The following is a 21921-nucleotide window of genomic DNA, read 5'->3' on the forward strand; positions in this document are numbered from 1 at the left end:
ATTCACTTACTTTTAGAGTGTGAATTATTTGAATGTTATTTTCAAGTCCATCTTGTGTTGGAATTTCGAAGATTAAAAAAAGGTATATGATTGAAAGGAAAGCATTCTTTATCTCCGGGGAGAACCTCACCCGTATTGAACATCAAAAAAAAACCGTGGTAATTTTTGACATGAGCCACGACAGGGTTGTTGGGGTGGCCGTAAAAACGGCCGTGGCGCTAAAAAATGACAGGCTATTCGATTCGCTGTATTTCTCCCCTCCGGTTTTCTGAAAACCGTTGAATACTGAATATAGCCGGAGGGTATCTTTGAACGTATGTAAAATAAAATGCAATGGACATCAAAATTCGACAAAGTATATTTCTGTTAAGCATCTTTTTATCCGGTACGCAGCTATCTGCCCAAACCCATGAGTGGAGGACCGCACTTAGCAAAGACGCCAAAATAACCGCAAGGTACAATTTCTCCACGCGCATCAACGAAGAAGGGGACAAAGTCCCCGTAGTGAAAACGGTCACCACCAGCACTGAAAGTATCGGCATTGACAACTGTATCGCATTAATGAAAAATATTGCAAAGCATAAAGATTTCCGCGGAGAAAAATCGAGTAAACTCATCAATAAAATCTCAGAAAATGAATGGTCCATCTATTATTACAATGACAAGACGTTGATTACGCCGGCAGTAGATGGTTCATACCTGATGATTTTTGAAGAAGACCGACAGAGCAAAACCGTAACCTTCACCATTACTGCTGACCCTACATTGATTGAGAAAACGAATACCTCCCGCCTGACCTATGCAAAAGAAATCTATCTGTTTAAAGAGACGGAGGAGGGTAAAGTAGAAATAACCATCAAAACTACGGTTTCGCCGGGATTCAAAGTACCGTCTATGATGTTGAAAAAGGCATTTCCCAAAAAATCTTTCGATAATATGGAAAAATTCCTTGAAGCGGCAAAAAAGGAAGCGCCTTGATTGTGGAACTTTTGCCGGACAGGAATTTAGATAATTTTTATACGTACGCTAAAAGAAGGAATGATGATAGTACCCATGAACATTAAACCTAGGCAGCTGGAAATTATTGAAGCAACCGGAAAGCTGCTTACAACCTCCGGCATAAACGGCCTGACGATAAAAAACCTGGCCTCAGAAATGAATTTCTCGGAGAGCGCTATTTACAGGCATTTTTCCAGCAAAGAAGAGATCATTGTCACTCTGTTGAAATATTTAAATGAAAATGTAAACACAATCTTTAAAGAATCTTCAATATCGGGTGTTTTTGAAAAAGATTTTACTGCTCTCTTCAAGGAACTGACGTACTACTTTAAAGAGAATCCGTTCTATGTTGTCGTAGTATTCTCAGAAGGTCTTGTAAATGAGAGCGCCCAGATAGGTGAAAAGATTATACAATTAATGAATAGCCTGACAAAACATGCCCAGGCAATTATAAAGGAAGGTCAGGAGAAGGATCTGATAACCCGTTCGCTGACGTCGGAGCAGATCGTGGAGATTATCATTCCTGCCTTCAGGCATCAACTGTTCAGGTGGAAGATAAGCAATTTTGAATCGGACATAACACAGAACATTGAATCCTTGTCCGGCTCACTGCTGGAACTTCTGAAGAGACGTCCAGAACAGTAATACGCTCATTACAATAACCAAATAAAACAGATAAAAATATGAATTTAAAAACATTTCTCTTATTGGTAGGATTGATTGGACTAAACAGCATGCTTGTACCTGCCCAGGTCATCACACTGAGTGAGATTCAAAAGATGGCGGAAGCAAATTACCCGGCCATAGCGCGATACGACATCATTGAGAAAACAAAGGATTTCAGCATCGCGAATGCTAACCGGGGGTTTCTGCCGCAGGGCACAGTGAGTGCCCAGGCTACCTGGCAGTCCGATGTGACTTGGATAGATATGGAGATGCCGGAAGGGATACCGCCCCTCTATTTTCCAGTGCCCGACCAGGACCAGTACCGCGTGGTGGCAGAACTGAACCAGCTTATATGGGACGGAGGCAATATCTCAGCACAGAAAAAAAGTCTGAAAGCCGTTGCGGAATTGGAGAAAAAACAATTGGAGACAGAGATTTACGCCTTGAGGGAGCGTGTGAACAATCTCTATTTCGGCATTCTGCTGATGAAGGGAAACCTGCAGCAACATGAGATCCTGGAAAATGAACTGCAGCGCAACTACGATAACGTGCAAACCTATGTGCAAAACGGCGTAGCTAACGACGTTGACTTGAGCACAGTAAAGGTAGAACAGCTGAAAGCAGGACAACAGCGGATTCAGTTGGAATCTACGTTAGATACTTATATACGGATGTTATCCGTGCTCACCGGAGAACCGCTCGAAAAGAATACGACATTTGTAAAACCAAATCCCGAAGTAGAATTGATATCTCCCATCATCAATCGTCCCGAGTTAAAGATGTTCACCGCACAGGAGGAGGCCGCTGAATCGCAAAAATCGCTCCTGAAAGCCAAAAACATGCCAAAGTTGTCCGCCTTTGCACAGGGAGGTTACGGAAAACCGGGACTCAACATGTTCGACACCAAATTTTCCCCCTACTTTTTGGGAGGGATCCGCCTCTCATGGAACATTGGCAATCTATATACATACGGTAACGACAAGAAGAAGATCGATCTGCAAAAACAGTCGGTGAACACGCAAAAGGAGACTTTCCTGTATAATCTGAAAGTACAGATACCGCAGCAGCAGTTGGAGATTGAAAAATATAAAAAGACCATGCTGGACGATGACGAGATCATACGCCATCAAACGCTGATCCGTGAAGCTGCCGAGGTGAAAGTGGAAAACGGCACCCTGACGGTATCCGACCTGATGAAGGAAATCAATGCCGAGGAGGCAGTCAAACAAGCGAAAACATTGCATGAAGTTCAATACCTCATGTCGATCTATTCACTGAAACATACAATAAATCAATAAAATGGAGGCTGTCTATATGTGACTAAATCATCGTCTGACGATATTTTGCGACCCATTCTCGCTCGTGTCAACTAAAAGAGTAGAAACTCGCTTCGCTCAAACAACTACTCTTTTTTACGTTTATCGCGAGCTATGGGTATCCCGTAAATAGCTAAAAGGTCTCTGTTTTAGTCGCATAAGCTATCTGAGGATATCTACTAAAATTCAATAAAACAACATTAAACGATGAAACTATTTAGATTAATAACAACATTATCCGCCTTGTTCCTGCTCTTTTCATGCAGCAACGGCAAAGGCGACTATGACGCTACCGGATCGTTTGAAGCAACGGAAATTATCGTCTCATCACAGGCGAATGGACGCATTTTAGAGCTGGGGCTGAATGAGGGAGATCAGCTGGAACAAGGGCAAGAAGTGGGACTCATCGACAGCACCCAGCTCTATCTGCAAAAAATGTCCTTGCTCTCCAACGCGAAAGGTGTCCGTGCCCAGCAGCCCGATATAAAAGCGCAGACGGCAGCATTACAGGAGCAAATCAAATCATTGGAGCGGGAAAAAGCACGGTTAGGGAGATTGGTTACCGCCAATGCCGCCAATCAGAAACAGCTGGACGACATTGACTCCCAATTGGAGGTTGTGAGGAGGCAGCTATCGGCGCTGACATCCACATTACAAAAAAGCAGTGATAATATTTCCGCACAAAGCTCCACGCTCGATATTCAGGTCGCACAACTGGAAGATCAACTGGACAAGACCCGTATCGTCAGCCCTATTTCGGGGACCGTACTCAACAGATATGCAGAGGCAGGTGAGCTGGCTACCATAGGTACTCCCCTATTCAAAATTGCCGATACCGGAATCCTATTCCTGAGGGCCTACGTGACAAATGATCAGCTGGCACAAATCAAACTGAACGGTGAGGTGACGGTACGGGTTGACGACGGGCACGGCGGAATGAAGTCATACAAGGGCCGGATCAACTGGATATCCGATAAATCGGAGTTTACTCCCAAGACCATTCAGACCAAGAATGAACGGGCTAACTTAGTGTATGCGCTGAAAATTGCCGTCCCGAACGATGGTTTCCTGAAGATCGGCATGTATGGAGAGGTTAAGCTTTAATTTGCAACAAAAATGATTGAAGTAAAGGATTTACATAAAAGTTACGGCAGGCAGGGTAAGGTGAATGCCCTGAACAGCATCTCTTTCACAGTAGATGACGGGGAGATATTCGGTGTGATTGGTCCGGACGGTGCCGGGAAATCGTCGCTCTTCCGGATCCTGGCATCACTGATCCTGCCCGATAGCGGTTCGGCAATAATGAATGGGCACGACGTGGTGAAGGATTACCGGAAGATACGACAGATTATCGGTTACATGCCGGGCCGGTTCTCACTCTATCAGGATCTGAGCGTGGAGGAGAACCTGGTATTTTTCGCCACGCTCTTCAATACAACCGTAGAAGAGAACTACCACCTGATCAAAGATATTTACCAACAAATCGAGCCCTTTAAAAAACGGCGTGCCGGAGCGCTCTCGGGCGGAATGAAACAGAAGCTGGCCCTTAGCTGCGCACTGATCCATAAACCGGAGATCCTGATCCTGGACGAGCCTACCACAGGGGTAGACCCGGTCTCGAGAAAGGAGTTCTGGGATATGCTGGGGCGGCTGAAGGAGCAGGGGATCACCATTCTGGTGTCGACAGCATATATGGATGAAGCGAGCCGTTGCGACAGGATAGCGCTGATCCGTGAAGGGGAATTTATTGCAAGCGATACCCCACAAGGAATCATTGATGATTATCCGGAGATACTCTGGGCAGTGGAAGGAACCGGCATGTCGGCACTGCTCGGTGAGCTGCGCGCCCACGATAAGGTAAAGAGCAGTTTCGCGTTTGGCGACAAGATTCACATCACCGTAGAAAAAAGCCTGCAGACGGAAGAGTTGAAGCGATACCTGGCGAACAAAAAATTCAACGACGTACGTATCGCTCCCATAGCGCCCACTGTGGAGGATTGTTTTATGGCATTGACAAGTTAGGACATGAGCAAAAAAGTTATCGAGGTATTCAACCTGACAAAAAAGTTTGGCAATTTCACGGCCGTGGACCGCATCTCTTTTGATGTGAAGGAAGGTGAGATTTTTGGTTTTCTGGGTGCCAACGGCGCGGGTAAAACCACTGCCATGCAAATGCTTTGCGGTATCAGCATGCCGACGGCAGGAGAAGGAACCGTGGCTGGTTATGATATCATTAAAGAAAATGAACGGATTAAACGGAATATAGGATACATGAGCCAGAAATTCTCCCTGTACGAAGACCTGAAAGTTTGGGAGAATATCCGCCTGTTCGGGGGTATCTACGGGTTGTCTGATAAAACAATTGCGGAAAAGACGAACGAGTTGTTGAAGCAATTGGATTTTGAACAGGAGCGCAACACCCTGGTGAAATACCTCCCGTTGGGATGGAAACAAAAACTAGCTTTTTCCGTGGCCATCTTTCATGAGCCCAGGATTGTCTTTCTGGATGAACCTACGGGCGGAGTTGACCCGGCCATGCGTCGGCAGTTCTGGGAGATGATCTACGATGCGGCCGACCGGGGGATCACCGTTTTTGTAACCACGCACTACATGGACGAAGCTGAATACTGCAACAGGGTATCGATCATGGTGGATGGCCGTATCGACGCCTTGGACACACCGGCCGAGTTGCGCCGCAGGTTCAGCGCCGACTCCATGGATGAGGTATTTCGACAATTGGCACGTAAAGCAAAGAGGGGGGACCAATGAAACAATTTATAGCATTTGTAAAAAAAGAGTTCCGGCATATCATCCGGGACAACAGGACCTTGCTGATAATCCTGGGGATGCCTGTAGTGGAAGTTCTGTTGTTCGGCTTTGCCGTAAACATGGAGGTACAGAACATTCGTGTAGCCGTCTACGACCCCACTCCCGATGCTTTCACCACGGGCATCGCGGAACGGATACGGCAGAACTCCTACTTCAATTATCGGGGAAGCGTTCAAACCATGGATGAAATGGAAGAGTCGATGCGGAAAGGTGAGCTCGATCTGGCAGTGGTCTTTCAGCAAAACTTCCAGGAGGAGTTGGTTCACTCGGGAGAAGCTGACGTACAACTGCTTTCCAACAGTTCCGACCCAAACCGGGGCTCCATCGCGGCAACCTATGCCACGGCTATCATAGCGGGATTTCAACGGGAACAAACCGACTTGATACAAATACCGTTTCAGATCCAGACTGAGAACCGGATGATCTACAATCCCCTGATGAAATCATCCTATATGTTTGTACCAGGCATCATGGGGTTGGTACTGATGATCATTTGCACCATCATGACCTCGGTGTCAATCGTCCGTGAAAAAGAGAGAGGGACCATGGAGGTACTCCTCGCATCGCCGTTGAAACAGGGAACCATGATCTTCGCAAAGACCATTCCCTATATGGTGATCTCTTTTATCGACTTTGTCATTATTCTGCTTCTGAGCTATTTTGTGCTGGACGTGCCTGTCAACGGCAGCCTCCTGTTGCTGTTTTTCGTTGCTATCCTCTACATAACCCTAACTTTGTCATATGGATTGACCGTTTCCACACTGGTAGACAAACAGGTCAATGCGGTCATCTTCTCGGCTATCACCGCCATGATTCCCGTGCTTATGCTCTCAGGGATGATCTTCCCGGTAGATAACATGCCCGGGACATTGCAGGCACTGTCGGCCATAGTACCAGCACGTTGGTTTATTGAAGTCGTGAGAAAAGTGATGATCCAGGGACTTGGGATGACCATAGCCTGGAAAGAAATACTCGTATTAGCCGGAATGACGCTGTTCCTGCTGGGAATTACCATTATGAAGACTAAAAAGAGGCTGGAGTAAAAAATAGAATCCTTATGAAGACATTAAAATTCCTCATCGAAAAAGAATTTAAACAGATGTTCAGGAATCCGTTGATTCCAAGGCTAATCGTGTTGTTTCCCACCATGGTGTTGCTGGTTTTCCCGTGGGCAGTAAGTTTTGAGATAAAAAATATCCGTGTGGATGTGGTTGATCACAGCAAAAGCGTCTATTCCAAAAGACTAACCGACAAAATAGCTGCTTCACAGTACTTTATTTTGCACGACACCCCACCCGATTACAATGCGGCGATGCTGAATATGGAAAACGACGAAACCGATATGATCCTGGAGATACCCGCTTCGTTTGATGTGGATCTGGTGAAAAGAAGAGAGTCGGGCGTAGGGGTTGCTGTGAACTCGGTAAACGGGACTCAAGGGCTGTTGGGCAGCAATTATGTCATGCAAATCGTGAACGATTTTTCGTCGGAGCTGCGCGGGGAATTGACGCAGACACTGCCGCCCCAAACACGGGTGTCCGTCATGCGCCTAAAGAAGATGAATATTGTCCCGCAGTACAAGTACAACCCCGCACTGGATTACAAAAAATTTATGATTCCGGGCTTCATGGTACTGTTGCTTACGATTCTGTGTGGCATTTTGCCGGCACTCAATATTGTAATGGAAAAAGAGAACGGCACCATTAACCAGATCAATGTAACGCCGATAAGCAAGATGAACTTCATCCTTGCCAAACTGATACCTTACTGGGCCGTCGGCCTCGTTGTGATGATCATTTCCATTACCCTGTCGTTTCTGATCTACGGCCTATGGCCCGGCGGAGGAGTGGTTGCAGTGCTTATTTCGGCCATTGTCTTTATCCTCTCCGTGTCGGGCCTGGGAATCATTATTTCCAACTATTCGGAGACCATGCAACAAGCCAGTTTCCTGGTGATGTTCTTTATCCTGATCCTGGTCCTGCTGGGAGGCATGTTCACCCCGGTCTCAAGCATGCCCGCATGGGCTCAGGCAATCGCGGCCATCAACCCTTTCAACTACCTGACGACAGCCTTCCGGATGCTTTACCTGAACGGCAGCAGCCTGGCTGATGTCTCCGGGACCCTGCTGGCATTGGGAGCAATAGCCGTAGTATTGAATGGATGGGCAGTATTCAGTTATAAAAAGAGAGGATAACGTGGGTGTATAGACTAAAAAGAAATCATTTTATCTGATCGAACCCTTTTCCGTATACCCCGACCACATTGCTTTGCGAGATAAAAGCATCTTTATCGATACGTTTTACCAACCGGAAAATAGGTGTCGATTCCGTTTTCCGGGCCAAGACGACGAGTACTTTTTGCGGCTGTTTCGAATACCATCCCGTTCCGTCGATAACGGTGCATCCCCTGTGGAGCTCGGCGTTGATGTGCGAAGCAATTTCCTCGTATTTTGAAGAGAAGATCAGGAACTGCACCGACTGCCTTGCTCCACTGATAACCATATCCACCACGTAGTAAAGGACGGCAATGATGATAAGCCCGTAGATAATTTTCTCGAGGCTCTGAAACAGGAACCACGAGCTGAGAATGATCACCACGTCCACATACATCAATCCGCGGCCCATACTGATATAACGGTATTTGGTGATAATGGCGCCCACGATATCCGTACCGCCCGTTGTACTGTTCATCGAATAGACCAGTCCAAGCCCGGCACCGCAGCAGATTGCGCCTATGATACTCGCCATGAGTGGATCTGCGCTGGGGAGCAGCGAATGTGTCAGGTATTTCTCAGCGATACCGATAATGAAGGTCAGCCCGAATGCGCCGAAAAGTGTTTTAAACACAAAACCACGCCCCAATATAAACCACGCGATGATCAACAAGATACAATTGATAACCAGAATGGAAAACCACACGGGGACGCCGGTTGAGTAGTTGATGAGCAAAGAGACACCAGCCAGTCCACCGGTAACGATCTTGTTGGGAATCAGGAAACCGGCCAGTCCGATGGCGTAGAGAACCAGCCCGATTACGACCAACAGGTAATCGCGCCATTCAAATGCTTTAAGGTATTTTTTTGCAGGAAGGTTCATTGACATTCAATGTTTTAGTCCTGAATTTATAAATGGCTATAAGCGTCAGACAACGATATTTACAATTTTCCGCGGCACAATGATCACTTTTCTCGGTGATTTTCCGTCCAGCCATTTCTGTGAATAAGGATGTTCCAGCACCGTTTTTTCAATTTCAGCGTTGGATGCATCGGCCGGAAATTCCAGCACAAAGCGTGACTTTCCGTTAAATGAGATGGCGTAAGAGAACACGTTCTCCTTTAAATATTCTTCGTTAAGTTCGGGATATTTTGCGTCGCAAATGGTCTGTTCATTTCCCAACTTGTGCCACAACTCTTCGGCAATGTGCGGAGCGAAAGGAGCCAGACAGACCAATAAATCGCTGAGGATGGCTTTTTTATTACATTTTAGCTGAGACAGTTCGTTGACGCAAATCATAAACGCCGACACGGATGTGTTGAACGAGAAATTCTCAATATCAAACGACACTTTCTTGATGAGTTTATGCAACGATTTCAATTCCTCTTTTGTTGGGTCTTCGTCAGAAACCAAAAACTCCCCGTTGGTGTGAAACAAGTTCCAAAGCCTGCGCAAAAAACGGTGTACACCGTCGATGCCGTTCGTATCCCACGGTTTGGAAAGCTCCAGAGGCCCCAGGAACATCTCGTACAACCGAAGCGTATCTGCACCGTAGTTTTCCACAATCACATCGGGATTCACCACGTTAAACATCGATTTCGACATCTTTTCGACGGCCCACCCGCAAATGTACTTCCCGTCTTCCAAAATAAATTCAGCGTTCTTATACTCGGGGTTCCAGTTGCGAAAAGCCTCCACGTCCAGAACATCGTTATGAACAATGTTTACATCCACGTGTATGGGCGTAACATCGTACTGATCTTTAAGGTTCAGCGAGACAAATGTGTTGGTCTCCTTAATCCGGTACACAAAATTGCTTCGTCCCTGGATCATACCCTGATTAACAAGTTTCCGGAACGGCTCCTGCTCGCAAGAGACGCCCAGGTCGAACAGGAATTTATTCCAGAACCGGCTATAAATCAAGTGTCCCGTCGCATGCTCCGTTCCACCGATATAAAGGTCTACGCTTCGCCAATAGCTATTGGCTTCCTTCGACACCAAAGCCTGGCTGTTTCGCGGATCCATGTACCGCAGGTAGTAGGCCGATGAGCCTGCAAATCCGGGCATCGTACTCAACTCCAACGGATACCCTTCCCTTGTCTGCCAGTTCCTGGCACGGCCAAGCGGGGGTTCGCCCGATTCTGTTGGGAGGTATTTATCCACTTCGGGCAGTTCGAGCGGGAGCTCGCCCTCATCCAGCGTGTAGGGCATCCCGTCTTTGTAATAAACAGGGAACGGTTCGCCCCAATAACGTTGACGCGAGAAAATGGCATCCCTCAACCGGAAGTTCACTTTCCGGAAACCCAGGTTGCGATCTTCCACCTCCTCAATGGCTTTAACAATCGCCTCTTTTACCGGAAGCCCGTTTAAAAAACCGGAATTCATCAGGATACCTTCCTTGGCATCGAAACTCTCTTCCGATATATCGCAGCCCTCGATCAAGGGAACAATGGACAAGTTAAAATGTTTGGCGAAAGCGTAGTCGCGGCTGTCGTGAGCGGGAACAGCCATAATCGCTCCGGTTCCGTAACCGGCCAACACGTAATCCGAAATCCAGATTGGTAAAAGATCTCCGGTAAACGGATGTAATGCATAGGATCCGGAAAAAACACCGCTGACCGATTTGTCGGCAATGCGCTCCCGCTCCGTGCGTTTTTTTGTTTTTAGTATGTATGCATCTACAGCGTTGCGCTGTTCGGGGGTGGTGAGTTGTTCAACCAGTTCACTTTCCGGTGCAAGCACCATGAAGGTGACTCCGAAAATAGTATCGGCCCGGGTGGTAAAAATATCGAAGGAGACACCGCCGGGTGTTTTAAATTTCATGACTGCTCCAACAGAACGCCCAATCCAGTTCCGCTGTGTTTCTTTCAACGAGTCCGTCCAATCCACATCATCGAGCCCGTCCAGTAACCGTTGCGCGTAGGCGGATACACGCAGACACCACTGACGCATCTTCTTCTGCTCAACCGGATATCCTCCGCGGATAGACAGCCCTTCGCTCACTTCATCATTGGCCAGCACCGTTCCCAACTGCGGGCACCAGTTTACCAGGGTATCGCCCAGGTAGGCGATGCGGTAATTCATCAGGATTTCCTGTTGCTCTTTTTCGGTTTTGGCATTCCACTCATCAGCGGTGAAGCTCATCGGCTCTGTACAAGCCAGGTCCAACCCGGTAGTGCCTTGTTGTGAAAAGACCTCGATCAGTTCATCCAACGGCCTTGCTTGTTGTGCCTGGTTGCAGTAGTAGGAACGGAACATTTTTACAAATGCCCATTGCGTCCATTTATAATATTCAGGATCGCAGGTTTGCACCTCGCGGCTCCAATCGTAAGAAAATCCTATTTTGTCCAACTGCTCGCGGTAGCGGGCAATGTTGTTTTTGGTAGTGATGGCCGGATGCTGGCCGGTTTGGATAGCATATTGTTCCGCAGGAAGGCCATATGCGTCGTAACCCATAGGGTGAAGCACGTTGAATCCCTGCAGCCGTTTATACCTCGAATAAATATCGGAAGCGATATAACCTAGCGGATGCCCCACGTGCAACCCGGCTCCCGAGGGGTACGGGAACATATCCAGCACATAAAACTTGGGTTTGGTTGTATCTTCTGTTACCCGGTATACCTCACGGTCGGCCCAATACTGCTGCCACCGTTTTTCTATTTCCCCAAAATTATATTCCATTTTTTCACTTTTAAAAAACGGTGCAAAGATAATGATTTTCCCGCCTAAAAGCTATTCTGCGTACATTTTCTCAATCTCAGCGGCATAACGCTGGAGTACAATTTTTCTTCTCAGCTTTAACGTATTGGTCAGTTCGCCCGATTCCATCGTAAAAGGATGGGGCAGCAACGTTATTTTTTTGATTTTTTCATAGGAGGTGAACTGAGCCTGTAGTAGTTCGATCCGGCCAAACATATAATCGTGAATCTCTTTATTTTCCACCAGCTCTTCGTTTGACCCGCAGGGAATCTGATGCTCGAGGGCGTATTGTTTCAGATGTCCGAAGTCCGGAACAATCAACGCGCTTACAAATTTTCGTTCGTCGCCAATTACGGCAATCTGATCGATAAACTTATCCTCGGTCATCCGGGTCTCAATCATCTGTGGAGCAATATATTTCCCGTTTGAGGTTTTGTAAAGGTCTTTTATTCTTTCGGTCAGGATAATCTCGTTGTTCCCGGTCAGCCTTCCCGCATCACCGGTCCTGAAAAAACCGTCTTCCGTGAATATCGCGGCCGTCTCAACGGGTTTTTTGTAATACCCCTTCATCACCGTCTTGCCTTTCACCAGGATCTCGTCGTTTGTCCCGATCTTCACCTCCACCTCGGGCATGACCTTGCCAACAGTTCCAATCGTGAACCCTTTTTCCAGAAAACAACTAACCGTCGCGGTCGTCTCGGAGAGGCCGTAGCCGTATATCAGATGCACATCGATCGATTGCATGAACTCGTTAATCTTGTCCGATAGAGGAGCTCCTGCCACGGGGAAAAAGTTTCCCCGGTCGATACCCACCACCTTCTTGATCAGGTAAAAAATGGTGAGTTTATAGAGGAAGAATTTGAGCGCAACACCAAACGGTGCCCTTTTCCCCTGATTTTTATATACGAGATTGTGCTTTCTACCCGTCCTGACACTGTCTTCAAACAACCATTTCAAGACACCGCTTGAAGTTTCGATCTTTTGCTGAATGCCATCGTACACTTTTTCCCAAAAGCGGGGAACGTTGCTCATCAGAGTGGGACGTATCTGTCTAAGAGTCTGCTGAATCCGGGTGGGATCCCTGTTTACGGCAACAAGTATTCCTTTGTGGAGGCAATAATAGGTCCACGCTTTTTCAAAGATATGCGTCAACGGCAGGAAACACATCGAAACATCTTTCTCCGAACACTGGGTTAGCCGTGCATCGTGGATCTTGAACGCCTGGATATAATTATCATGGGTGAGCATAACTCCCTTGGGCTCACCGGTTGTTCCCGACGTATAAATGATGGTTGCCAGATCGGAACCTTTAAGTTGACGCAACCGGGCATTAACAAGCGCCAACGATTCGGAATTATCTCCGGTAGTGATAAAATCATCAAAATAGATGGACGTTTTATCTTCGGGTTTCAACACTACATTCCTGTCAAAGACAATGATCTTTTTCAGGACCGGACTTTCCTGCTGTACTTTATATGCGTTGTTGTACTGGAACTGCTCACCTACAAAAATCACCTTTAGCTGAGCGTCGTTTACGATATATTCTACCTGCGATGGCGATGAGGTGGCATACATGGGTACCATAACCGCGCAGTTGGCGTAGGCGGCAAAGTCGGTAATAAGGTATTTTGCCATATTCTGGGAATAAATCCCCACATTATCTTCGGGTTGGATCTGCAACTCTGCCATTGCCTGAGCGGTTTTCATTATTTTTTCCGAAAACTCTTCCCACGACATTTGTGTCCATCGCCCATCTGATAATAAAAACTTCAACGAGGTTCTGTTTTTGTATTTCTGCGCCTGATGGTGAACCAGCTCCCCCAAATGATAATAAGCCATAATTTCTGATTTTAGTTCTTCAAAGGTAATTCAAATTGAAGGAAATCGAGTAAAAAGCGATCTCTTTTTTGCCCGAGAAGGCCCTGGTTAAGCTGTTTTTTCCAAATTATTTACTTAACAATCTATAAACAGGATTGTTAATTAACTACACTTAACGTGATTTTAAGTACTCGAATAAAACAATAATGTTATTTTTGTCCCGGATTTATGATAAGATTTGTTCAAATATGGCTGCTCCTGACCGTGCCCCTTGCCTTCCAGGCCAAGGCGCAGGATTTCTTTGCCGACAACGCTTCTCCGGCAAAACAAAGGACGACCCTCTACCTGTTGCCCAATGTGTATCCGGCAGTGGTGATTGACGGCGACACGGTTGCCTGCATGAGCTTACACGATTTCATCAAGTATTCCCCCCTGCGTTTCGGCAGCAACAGGGAGCAGCTACAATATACAAAACTGATCCGCGACGTAAAGAAAACCCTGCCCTATGCCAAGGAGATAGCCGTAATCATTACCGAAACGTACGAGTATATGGAAACCCTGCCCGATGACAAGGCACGGCAGAGTCACCTGAACCAGATGGAAAAGTACCTGATGGAGGCCTATACCCCTAAAATGAAAAAACTCACCCGTTCTCAAGGACAACTTTTGATGAAGCTGGTTGATCGGGAGACCAACTCATCGTCGTACCACATTATTGATGCCTACATGGGAAGCGCCAAGGCTTTTTTTTACAATGCGTTTGCAAGCATGTTCGGCAATAGCCTTAAAAAGAGGTATAACCCCTATGCCGAAGATCGCTTAACGGAACGTGCCTGCGTGCTTGTGGAACAGGGTGCATTCTAACTTTTCGCACGTACTATTTCATTTTTATTCTTTAAATGGTTAATTTTGCAGCCAATTATTGAATATACAGATGCAAAAAATCTTTCTGAAAGAATTTAAACCCATCCTTTTCTTATCGTTAAAAAACTACAACAGGGAGAAATTTATTTCCGATTTAATGGCAGGCCTTATCGTAGGAATCGTGGCATTGCCGCTGGCCATTGCTTTTGGAATCTCCTCCGGTGTCACACCGGAAAAAGGTATCGTAACGGCAATCATTGCCGGATTTATTATTTCGTTCCTCGGCGGAAGCCATGTACAAATTGGCGGCCCGACAGGAGCATTTATTGTTATTGTTTACGGAATTGTGGAACAGTTTGGCGTGACCGGGCTGGCAATAGCTACTGTTCTTGCCGGAGCCATGCTGGTTTTAATGGGTGTTCTCAAGCTCGGGACTGTCATCAAGTTCATTCCCTACCCCATTGTCGTTGGATTCACCAGTGGTATTGCCCTTACTATTTTCTCCACGCAGATAAAAGACTTGTTTGGATTGAGCATAGCCAAGGTCCCTTCCGATTTCTTTACCAAATGGGAAGTATATTTTCAACATTTGGGAACCATCAATTGGTGGGCAACAGGCATTGGCGTGTTGAGTGTGACCATCATCTTTCTCACTCCAAAAATTTCCAGGAAAATACCCGGATCGCTGATAGCGATTGTTTTGATGACTGTTATCGTGTTCGTGATGAAGCACTATTTTGGAATTACCGGAATTGAAACTATCGGCGACAGGTTTCAGATAAACAGCCAACTGCCTCAGCCGAATCCTATCGGGTTCAATCTCGAAAGTATCCGCATGCTGTTTCCTTCAGCATTTACCATTGCCATACTGGGGGCTATTGAATCCCTGTTGTCTGCAACCGTTGCAGATGGCGTGATCGGTAAACGGCATAACTCGAACATGGAACTGGTTGCACAGGGAGTAGCCAACATCGTGACTCCGTTCTTTGGCGGGATCCCGGCTACCGGCGCCATTGCCCGGACAATGACCAACATCAACAACGGTGGGCGTTCGCCGGTGGCAGGAATCATTCATGCCGCAGTCCTGTTGCTGATCCTGTTGTTTTTAGGCGACCTCACCAAACATATCCCGATGGCCTGCCTTGCCGGGGTGCTGGTTGTGGTGGCATACAACATGAGCGAATGGCGCACGTTCCGCTCACTTGTCAAACAGTCTGGAGGAACGCTGGCCGTTTTACTGACGACGTTTATTCTAACGGTAGTATTCGACCTGACCATCGCCATCGAAGTAGGACTATTGCTTGCCATCTTCCTGTTCCTGAAGCGGATGAACGCAAGCACGCAAGTGTCGGTAACGACGGGAAAAATTGATATCTCAAAAGAGATTGAGTCCCATTCCGGGAACTTGCAGGACGAAGTCTTGCACCTGCCTAAAGGCGTGGAAGTGTATGAAATTGACGGGCCTTTTTTCTTTGGGGTAGCCAATAAGTTTGACGATGTTATGCGCGAAATCGGAGAAAGGGCACAGATCCGGATTATCCGGATGCGCAAGGTGCCGTTTATCGATGCTACGGGGCTGAACAACCTCCAAAATCTCTGCAAAAACTCCCGGAGAGAAAAAATTCAGGTTATTCTTTCGGGAGTGAATGGCAATGTCAGGGCAAAAGTCGAAAACTCCAAAATACCGGATATTATCGGAAAAGAGAACATCTGTTCAAACATCCACCTCGCGGTGGACAGGGCAACCGTGCTGAGCGAGAAGATGGGAGAAGAGAGACCCAGGAAACACAAACCCTTTTAACGGATGGAAAGCCAACCCTATCCATCGGCACACTTCCTACCCACCACCAAAAAAGAGATGGATCTTCTCGGGTGGGACCAGGCGGACGTGATCCTCTTTTCGGGAGATGCCTACATCGATCATCCTTCGTTTGGGACTGCGGTGATTGGACGACTGCTGGAAAGGTTGGGGTTGCGCGTAGCCATTGTTCCTCAACCAAACTGGAGGGACGATTTGCGGGATTTTAAAAAACTGGGGCTTCCCCGAATGTTTTTTGCCGTAACCGCCGGTGTTATGGACTCGATGATCAACCGATACACCGCCAATAAACGCTTACGATCGCAGGATGCCTACACACCCGACGGGAGGTCGGATATGCGCCCCGACCGGGCCGTAACGATCTATTCCAACATCCTGAAAGAACTCTATCCCGACATTCCGCTGATTATCGGAGGTGTGGAAGCTTCCCTCCGCCGGGTTTCGCATTACGATTACTGGAGTGATTCTCTGCATAAAACGATACTGGCAGGCACCAACGCCGATTTGCTGGTTTACGGCATGGGCGAACTGCCGATTACGCGCGTGGTCCGGGAAATGCAAAACGGAAAAACGATTGCCGAAATGCGGCATGTGCCCCAGACAGCTTTCCTTGCGGGAAAAGACAATGTTCCTGAAAATTCATTTAAAGACGAGATCCGGTTATTCTCTCATGAAGAATGCCTGGAAGACAGGCTGAAACAGGCAAAAAACTTTCGTATTGTGGAAGAGCAGTCTAACGCGTTGCACGCATCACGTATCTTACAGGACGTGGACGATAAGACGCTGGTCGTGAATCCACCTTTTCCCCCGATGACGGAAGAGGAAATTGATGCATCTTTTGATTTACCATACACCCGCTTGCCTCATCCCAAGTACAAAAACAAACACATTGCGGCTTACGAAATGATCAAGTTTTCAGTAAACCTGCACCGGGGTTGTTTTGGAGGATGTGCTTTTTGTACCATTTCGGCACACCAGGGAAAGTTTATCGCGTCGCGATCAAAAAAATCGATTCTCCGGGAAGTCGGGAAAATCACCGAAATGCCCGGATTCAAAGGATACATAAGCGATTTGGGAGGACCATCGGCAAACATGTACAAGATGCAGGGCAAAGACCTGTCGGTTTGTGAAAAGTGCAGACGCCCGTCGTGCATCCATCCCGGTATTTGCCCAAATCTCAATACCAATCACGCTCCACTGCTCGACATCTATCGCTCTGTGGACAACCTGCCGATGGTGAAAAAATCGTTTATCGGAAGCGGGATCCGTTACGACATGCTGCTGCATAGGGGAAAAGACGAAAGTGCCAACAAGGCCGCCGAAGAATACACAAAAGAGTTGATTGTAAACCACGTATCCGGCAGGCTCAAAGTCGCTCCCGAACATACGGCAGACCGGACGCTCAACGTGATGCGTAAGCCTTCGTTCGGCCTGTTTTATCAATTCAAAAAGATTTTCGATGCTGAAAACAACAAGCAGAACCTGAATCAGCAATTGATCCCTTATTTCATTTCCTCACACCCGGGTTGCACAGAAGAAGATATGGCAGAACTTGCCGCTATTACTAAAAACCTGAATTTCAAACTGGAGCAAATACAGGACTTCACACCCTCGCCCATGACACTGGCTACAGAGATCTATTACACAGGCTACCACCCTTATTCGCTCGAAAAGGTTTACACCGCAAAATCCTCTTCACAAAAAGAAAGTCAACGACAATTTTTTTTCTGGTACGACAAGAACAACCGGAAGAAATTAATAGCAGAGTTGAAACGGCTTAATCGCGCCGATCTTATTGACAAACTTTACCAAAAAGTTAAATAGAGTTAAATACAAGAAAATCCAAGGTTTTCATGCAGCGTTTTTTTCTTTTTTGCATCTATGTATATAGAAGTAAGGAATTATATGAAAGATACCGCGTGGGGATTTGTTTTTTTTATCGTTTTACTTACAGTTGCATCGTGCAACAAGAAAGACGAACATTCGCTGGGCGAATTTCATATTGACATTGCTACGGTCATTCCCATGGGAGAGAGCGGATATATGCTAGTGCTCGACAACGGCAAACAACTCTGGCCGGCTGCAACGGACGTGTACTACCTGCCTGCCGGGAACCAGAGGGTATTTGTGAATTACACCACCTTATCGGATGAACAGGGCGGATATGATCATTATGTGAAGATAAATGACATCTGGAACATCCTTACTAAAAACATCATCGAACAAACGTCGCAAAACACCGATAGCTTAGGATATGACCCGATAAAAATAAACGAAGTATGGGTAGGAAACGACTACCTGAATATCGATTTCATGTTCAATTACGGAGGGATCAGGCCTCACGCTATCAACCTGGTGGCCGACTCGCTGTATCCGAATAGTGTCCCCGACACTCTTGAACTGGAATTCCGACACAACGCTTATGGCAGTTCAAGCCCGAGGTTTTACGAAGGATTTGTGTGTTTCGACCTGAAACCGCTCCAAAGAGCAAATACCGACTCTGTTCAATTAGCGGTTAAAGCAAGAAACGGGGATGAAGTGAAAACCTACAACGTGGTGTACAGGTACAACCAGGCTGCGTTGCAAAACAAAATCGCTGAAACACCCATACCGGTTGTTGCATCGAACGAATACTATTAAATAACCATAACTTAATTAGTTCTATTTCTTATATGACTTTTTGATTTTCCATGGCCGGTAAGACTCTGTGAAGAGCCTTGCCGGTTTTTTTATTGCAGCTGAATCTTTCGTTTGAAAACAGGTGATTAACTATTTATGTTATAAAACATATGAGCTTAAAGCGAAAATCAATAAATAAAAAATACCTTTGTGATCAGAACAGAACAGCACACTAGTTTATCATGGAATTGGAATTCAACAACAAGAATACGAAAGTAAAGCAATTAGCCGACTATATCCAGAGGGCTATATCGATGAATGAATTGAAGCCCGGAGATAAACTATCCTCGATCAACACGTTAAGCCGACAGCACAACATATCCCGCGATACCGTTTTCAAAGCCTTCAATGACCTGAGAGCACGTGGGCTGATCGAATCCATCCACGGGAAAAACTACTACGTAAGCTACCGGGTAAAAAACGTGCTGCTCATCCTTGATGAATACACACCGTTCAAAGACGTGTTGTATAATGCGCTGGTATCCAAGCTGCCTTCAAACCATAAAATCGACCTCTGGTTCCATCAATACAACGAGAACCTTTTCAACAACATTGTTCGGGAATCTTACGGCATGTACAACAAATACCTGATTATGAATTATAGCAACGATGTGCTGGCAGAGTCGTTGTCAAAAATCAATCCCAAAAAATTACTGCTGCTCGATTTCGGCAGTTTTAACAAGGAAGGACTGTCGTACGTCTGCCAGGACTTTGACCGGGCTTTTTACGATGCCTTGGATCAAGCAAAGCATGATTTCAAAAAATACAAAAAAATTGTTTTCCTGTTCGATAAACGACACAAGCATCCGCAAAGCAGCAAAGACTATTTTATCCGGTTCTGTACGGACAACAATTTCGAATTTGAAATCATCGAATCTTTCACACCTCAAACGCCTGTTGTGGAGGGCACATTATACATCATTATCAAGCAGACCGATGTGGTAGAGGTCATCAAAAGGAGCAAAGCCGACAAGCTGACCGTGGGCAGACAGTTCGGGATTATCGGTTATAACAACAACCCTTTTTACGAAGTGATTGAAAACGGAATTGCGGCCATCAGCATCGACTGGGAGGAGATGGGCAACCTAGCTGCCGATTTCGTGATAACCGGCAATCCCATTACCCGTTATCTTCCGACAAAAATCATCAAGAGAGGGTCCTATTAATTTTTTTCCTGCAACATCAGCACTGTTCATACTACAACTTAAATTTGCACAAACGAATCATTAAAAAAATAAAAACGCTATGAAAACTTATCCAAAAATCGGTATTCGTCCCGCCATCGACGGGAGACAAGGAGGCGTCAGAGAGAGCCTCGAGGAAAAAACAATGAACCTGGCAAAGGCTGTTGCCAACCTGATAAGTTCAACCTTAAAAAACGGTGATGGAAGTCCCGTTGAATGTGTAATCGCCGACACAACTATTGGACGGGTGGGCGAAAGTGCTGCCTGTGCCGAAAAATTTGAACGTGAGGGCGTAGGATCCACCATAACTGTTACATCGTGCTGGTGCTACGGATCCGAAACCATGGACATGAACCCGCATTACCCCAAGGCAGTATGGGGTTTCAACGGAACTGAACGTCCGGGAGCGGTGTACCTGGCAGCCGTTCTGGCGGCTCACGCCCAAAAAGGGTTGCCTGCCTTTGGTATTTACGGGCGCGACGTGCAAGACCTGGACGACAATTCCATTCCCGATGACGTGGCTGAAAAGCTGCTGCGCTTTGCCCGCGGAGCGCAGGCTGTCGCCACCATGCGCGGAAAATCCTACCTATCGATAGGAAATGTATCTATGGGTATTGCCGGTTCCATTGTCAATCCCGATTTCTTCCAGGAATACCTGGGGATGAGAAACGAACAAGTGGAATCCATCGAAATTCTTCGTCGCATGGAAGAAGGAATTTACGACCAGGAAGAGTATGCCAAAGCAATGGCATGGACAAGAAAATATTGTGTCCCGAACGAAGCCGAAGACCTCAACCGGGCTGAAAAAGTAAAGAACCGTGCCGAGAAAGATGCTGATTGGGAATTTGTGGTAAAGATGACCCTTATCATCCGCGACTTGATGACCGGAAACCCCAGTCTCAAGGAGATGGGATTCAAAGAAGAGGCCATCGGACACAACGCTATTGCCGCCGGTTTTCAAGGACAACGCCAGTGGACCGACTATAAACCGAACGGCGACTTCTCCGAAGCCCTGCTCTGTTCATCTTTTGACTGGAACGGAATTCGTGAAGCCTATGTGGTAGCTACCGAAAACGATGCCTGTAACGGCGTGGCCATGTTGTTTGGACATCTTCTGACCAACACTTCCCAGATCTTCTCCGATGTACGCACGTACTGGAGTCCTGCGGCAGTGAAACGGGTTACGGGAAAAGAGCTTACCGGAAAAGCCAAAGACGGAATCATTCACCTCATCAACTCCGGCGCCACCACGCTCGACGCGACCGGGAAACAACGGAAAGAGGGCAAACCGGCCATGAAACCGTTCTGGGAAATCAACGAAAAAGAGGTAGAGGACTGTCTGGCGGCCACGCGCTGGTGTCCAGCAAACCGCGATTATTTCCGCGGCGGAGGCTACTCTTCCAATTTCCTCTCGGAAGGCGGGATGCCCGTTACCATGTCACGCTTAAACCTGGTAAAAGGTGTCGGTCCGGTGTTGCAAATAGCCGAAGGATGGACCGTGGAGATCGATCCGGAGATTCATAAAACGCTCAACGAACGCACCGACCAGACCTGGCCCACCACCTGGTTCGTCCCCAGGCTGACCAGCAAACCGGCCTTCAAGGATGTCTACTCGGTAATGAACAACTGGGGAGCAAACCACGGGGCCATCAGCTACGGACACATCGGACAGGACCTGATCACGCTGGCCTCCATTCTTCGCATTCCGGTGTGTATGCACAACGTGGAAGAAGACGAGATATTCCGCCCCGCAGCATGGAATGCATTGGGAATGGATAAGGAAGGTGCCGACTACCGCGCCTGCGCCACCTTTGGCCCCATTTACAAATAAGATT

General features: G+C 46.9%; 18 protein-coding genes. 15 read left to right on the forward strand and 3 right to left on the reverse strand.

The genetic code is table 11. The features are described from left to right. Positions 1 to 86: 86 nt before the first annotated feature. The 9 genes from AACM02_RS00780 to AACM02_RS00820 all read left to right on the forward strand — a co-directional run bounded on the left by AACM02_RS00780 (position 87) and on the right by AACM02_RS00820 (position 8004). Positions 87 to 272 carry a hypothetical protein gene (locus tag AACM02_RS00780; protein WP_339115778.1) on the forward strand — a complete coding sequence of 62 codons (186 nt, stop codon included), beginning with the start codon at positions 87 to 89 and terminating at the stop codon, positions 270 to 272. 61 nt (positions 273 to 333) lie between these two features. Beyond that, positions 334 to 978, forward strand: a complete 645-nt coding sequence (locus AACM02_RS00785; protein ID WP_339115779.1) for a hypothetical protein — start codon at positions 334 to 336, stop codon at positions 976 to 978. A 75-nt stretch (positions 979 to 1053) separates the two neighbouring features. After that, a complete protein-coding gene (locus tag AACM02_RS00790) occupies positions 1054 to 1644 on the forward strand; it encodes a TetR/AcrR family transcriptional regulator (RefSeq protein ID WP_339115780.1) in 591 nt (196 codons plus the stop codon). 38 nt (positions 1645 to 1682) lie between these two features. After that, positions 1683 to 2963 (forward strand): TolC family protein, encoded by a 1281-nt coding sequence (locus AACM02_RS00795; RefSeq protein ID WP_339115781.1) that lies wholly within the window; start codon positions 1683 to 1685, stop codon positions 2961 to 2963. Between the two features lie 225 nt (positions 2964 to 3188). Further along, the gene (locus tag AACM02_RS00800) at positions 3189 to 4085 is read left to right on the forward strand and encodes an HlyD family secretion protein (RefSeq protein WP_339115782.1); all 897 of its coding nucleotides are present in this window, start codon (positions 3189 to 3191) and stop codon (positions 4083 to 4085) included. A 12-nt stretch (positions 4086 to 4097) separates the two neighbouring features. Continuing rightward, positions 4098 to 5003: an ABC transporter ATP-binding protein gene (locus AACM02_RS00805; protein ID WP_214062239.1), complete on the forward strand. Its 906-nt coding sequence runs from the start codon at positions 4098 to 4100 to the stop codon at positions 5001 to 5003. Between the two features lie 3 nt (positions 5004 to 5006). Next, positions 5007 to 5750: an ABC transporter ATP-binding protein gene (locus AACM02_RS00810; RefSeq protein WP_214062240.1), complete on the forward strand. Its 744-nt coding sequence runs from the start codon at positions 5007 to 5009 to the stop codon at positions 5748 to 5750. Next, complete coding sequence (locus AACM02_RS00815; protein WP_339115783.1) at positions 5747 to 6853, forward strand: ABC transporter permease; 1107 nt, start codon at positions 5747 to 5749, stop codon at positions 6851 to 6853. The genes AACM02_RS00810 and AACM02_RS00815 overlap by 4 nt, the downstream gene beginning before the upstream one ends. A gap of 14 nt (positions 6854 to 6867) precedes the next feature. After that, on the forward strand, positions 6868 to 8004 hold the full coding sequence (locus AACM02_RS00820) for an ABC transporter permease (RefSeq protein WP_339115784.1): 1137 nt from the start codon (positions 6868 to 6870) through the stop codon (positions 8002 to 8004). A 25-nt stretch (positions 8005 to 8029) separates the two neighbouring features. Here the strand turns inward: AACM02_RS00820 and AACM02_RS00825 are convergent, their stop codons facing one another. The 3 genes from AACM02_RS00825 to AACM02_RS00835 are packed head-to-tail and all read right to left on the reverse strand — an operon-like array spanning position 8030 to position 13561. Then, positions 8030 to 8905, reverse strand: coding sequence for a YitT family protein (locus AACM02_RS00825; RefSeq protein WP_214063240.1), 876 nt, complete (start codon positions 8903 to 8905; stop codon positions 8030 to 8032). 45 nt (positions 8906 to 8950) lie between these two features. Beyond that, positions 8951 to 11704, reverse strand: a complete 2754-nt coding sequence (leuS, locus tag AACM02_RS00830; protein WP_339115785.1) for a leucine--tRNA ligase — start codon at positions 11702 to 11704, stop codon at positions 8951 to 8953. Between the two features lie 51 nt (positions 11705 to 11755). After that, the gene (locus AACM02_RS00835) at positions 11756 to 13561 is read right to left on the reverse strand and encodes a long-chain fatty acid--CoA ligase (protein ID WP_339115786.1); all 1806 of its coding nucleotides are present in this window, start codon (positions 13559 to 13561) and stop codon (positions 11756 to 11758) included. Positions 13562 to 13768: 207 nt separating this feature from the next. On the opposite strand from AACM02_RS00835, the gene AACM02_RS00840 reads away from it, so the two are divergent. From AACM02_RS00840 to fucI, 6 genes are all read left to right on the forward strand, one after another. After that, complete coding sequence (locus AACM02_RS00840) at positions 13769 to 14404, forward strand: DUF4294 domain-containing protein (RefSeq protein WP_214063510.1); 636 nt, start codon at positions 13769 to 13771, stop codon at positions 14402 to 14404. 70 nt (positions 14405 to 14474) lie between these two features. Then, positions 14475 to 16205: a sulfate permease gene (gene sulP / locus AACM02_RS00845; protein WP_339115787.1), complete on the forward strand. Its 1731-nt coding sequence runs from the start codon at positions 14475 to 14477 to the stop codon at positions 16203 to 16205. A 3-nt stretch (positions 16206 to 16208) separates the two neighbouring features. After that, on the forward strand, positions 16209 to 18047 hold the full coding sequence (locus AACM02_RS00850; RefSeq protein WP_339115788.1) for a YgiQ family radical SAM protein: 1839 nt from the start codon (positions 16209 to 16211) through the stop codon (positions 18045 to 18047). A gap of 81 nt (positions 18048 to 18128) precedes the next feature. Further along, entirely contained in the window at positions 18129 to 18863 is a 735-nt protein-coding gene (locus AACM02_RS00855) for a NigD-like protein (RefSeq protein WP_339115789.1), read from the forward strand. 221 nt (positions 18864 to 19084) lie between these two features. Next, positions 19085 to 20068: a GntR family transcriptional regulator gene (locus AACM02_RS00860; protein WP_321577708.1), complete on the forward strand. Its 984-nt coding sequence runs from the start codon at positions 19085 to 19087 to the stop codon at positions 20066 to 20068. Positions 20069 to 20147: 79 nt separating this feature from the next. Next, positions 20148 to 21917, forward strand: coding sequence for an L-fucose isomerase (gene fucI / locus AACM02_RS00865; RefSeq protein ID WP_339115790.1), 1770 nt, complete (start codon positions 20148 to 20150; stop codon positions 21915 to 21917). Positions 21918 to 21921 lie beyond the last annotated feature (4 nt).

The sequence above is a fragment of the Petrimonas sp. genome (genome assembly GCF_963921705.1).
GTDB lineage: Bacteria > Bacteroidota > Bacteroidia > Bacteroidales > Dysgonomonadaceae > Petrimonas > Petrimonas sulfuriphila.

Excerpts from the sequence above, each read along its gene's own strand:
- AACM02_RS00835 (WP_339115786.1), bottom strand. The coding sequence starts at position 13,561 with ATGGCTTATTATCATTTGGGGGAGCTGGTTCACCATCAGGCGCAGAAA.
- AACM02_RS00795 (WP_339115781.1), top strand. The coding sequence starts at position 1,683 with ATGAATTTAAAAACATTTCTCTTATTGGTAGGATTGATTGGACTAAAC.
- AACM02_RS00820 (WP_339115784.1), top strand. The coding sequence starts at position 6,868 with ATGAAGACATTAAAATTCCTCATCGAAAAAGAATTTAAACAGATGTTC.
- AACM02_RS00815 (WP_339115783.1), top strand. The coding sequence starts at position 5,747 with ATGAAACAATTTATAGCATTTGTAAAAAAAGAGTTCCGGCATATCATC.
- AACM02_RS00790 (WP_339115780.1), top strand. The coding sequence starts at position 1,054 with ATGAACATTAAACCTAGGCAGCTGGAAATTATTGAAGCAACCGGAAAG.
- AACM02_RS00805 (WP_214062239.1), top strand. The coding sequence starts at position 4,098 with ATGATTGAAGTAAAGGATTTACATAAAAGTTACGGCAGGCAGGGTAAG.
- AACM02_RS00810 (WP_214062240.1), top strand. The coding sequence starts at position 5,007 with ATGAGCAAAAAAGTTATCGAGGTATTCAACCTGACAAAAAAGTTTGGC.
- AACM02_RS00785 (WP_339115779.1), top strand. The coding sequence starts at position 334 with ATGGACATCAAAATTCGACAAAGTATATTTCTGTTAAGCATCTTTTTA.
- AACM02_RS00860 (WP_321577708.1), top strand. The coding sequence starts at position 19,085 with ATGGAATTGGAATTCAACAACAAGAATACGAAAGTAAAGCAATTAGCC.
- sulP (WP_339115787.1), top strand. The coding sequence starts at position 14,475 with ATGCAAAAAATCTTTCTGAAAGAATTTAAACCCATCCTTTTCTTATCG.
- AACM02_RS00855 (WP_339115789.1), top strand. The coding sequence starts at position 18,129 with ATGAAAGATACCGCGTGGGGATTTGTTTTTTTTATCGTTTTACTTACA.
- AACM02_RS00800 (WP_339115782.1), top strand. The coding sequence starts at position 3,189 with ATGAAACTATTTAGATTAATAACAACATTATCCGCCTTGTTCCTGCTC.
- AACM02_RS00780 (WP_339115778.1), top strand. The coding sequence starts at position 87 with ATGATTGAAAGGAAAGCATTCTTTATCTCCGGGGAGAACCTCACCCGT.
- AACM02_RS00840 (WP_214063510.1), top strand. The coding sequence starts at position 13,769 with ATGATAAGATTTGTTCAAATATGGCTGCTCCTGACCGTGCCCCTTGCC.
- leuS (WP_339115785.1), bottom strand. The coding sequence starts at position 11,704 with ATGGAATATAATTTTGGGGAAATAGAAAAACGGTGGCAGCAGTATTGG.
- AACM02_RS00825 (WP_214063240.1), bottom strand. The coding sequence starts at position 8,905 with ATGAACCTTCCTGCAAAAAAATACCTTAAAGCATTTGAATGGCGCGAT.
- AACM02_RS00850 (WP_339115788.1), top strand. The coding sequence starts at position 16,209 with ATGGAAAGCCAACCCTATCCATCGGCACACTTCCTACCCACCACCAAA.
- fucI (WP_339115790.1), top strand. The coding sequence starts at position 20,148 with ATGAAAACTTATCCAAAAATCGGTATTCGTCCCGCCATCGACGGGAGA.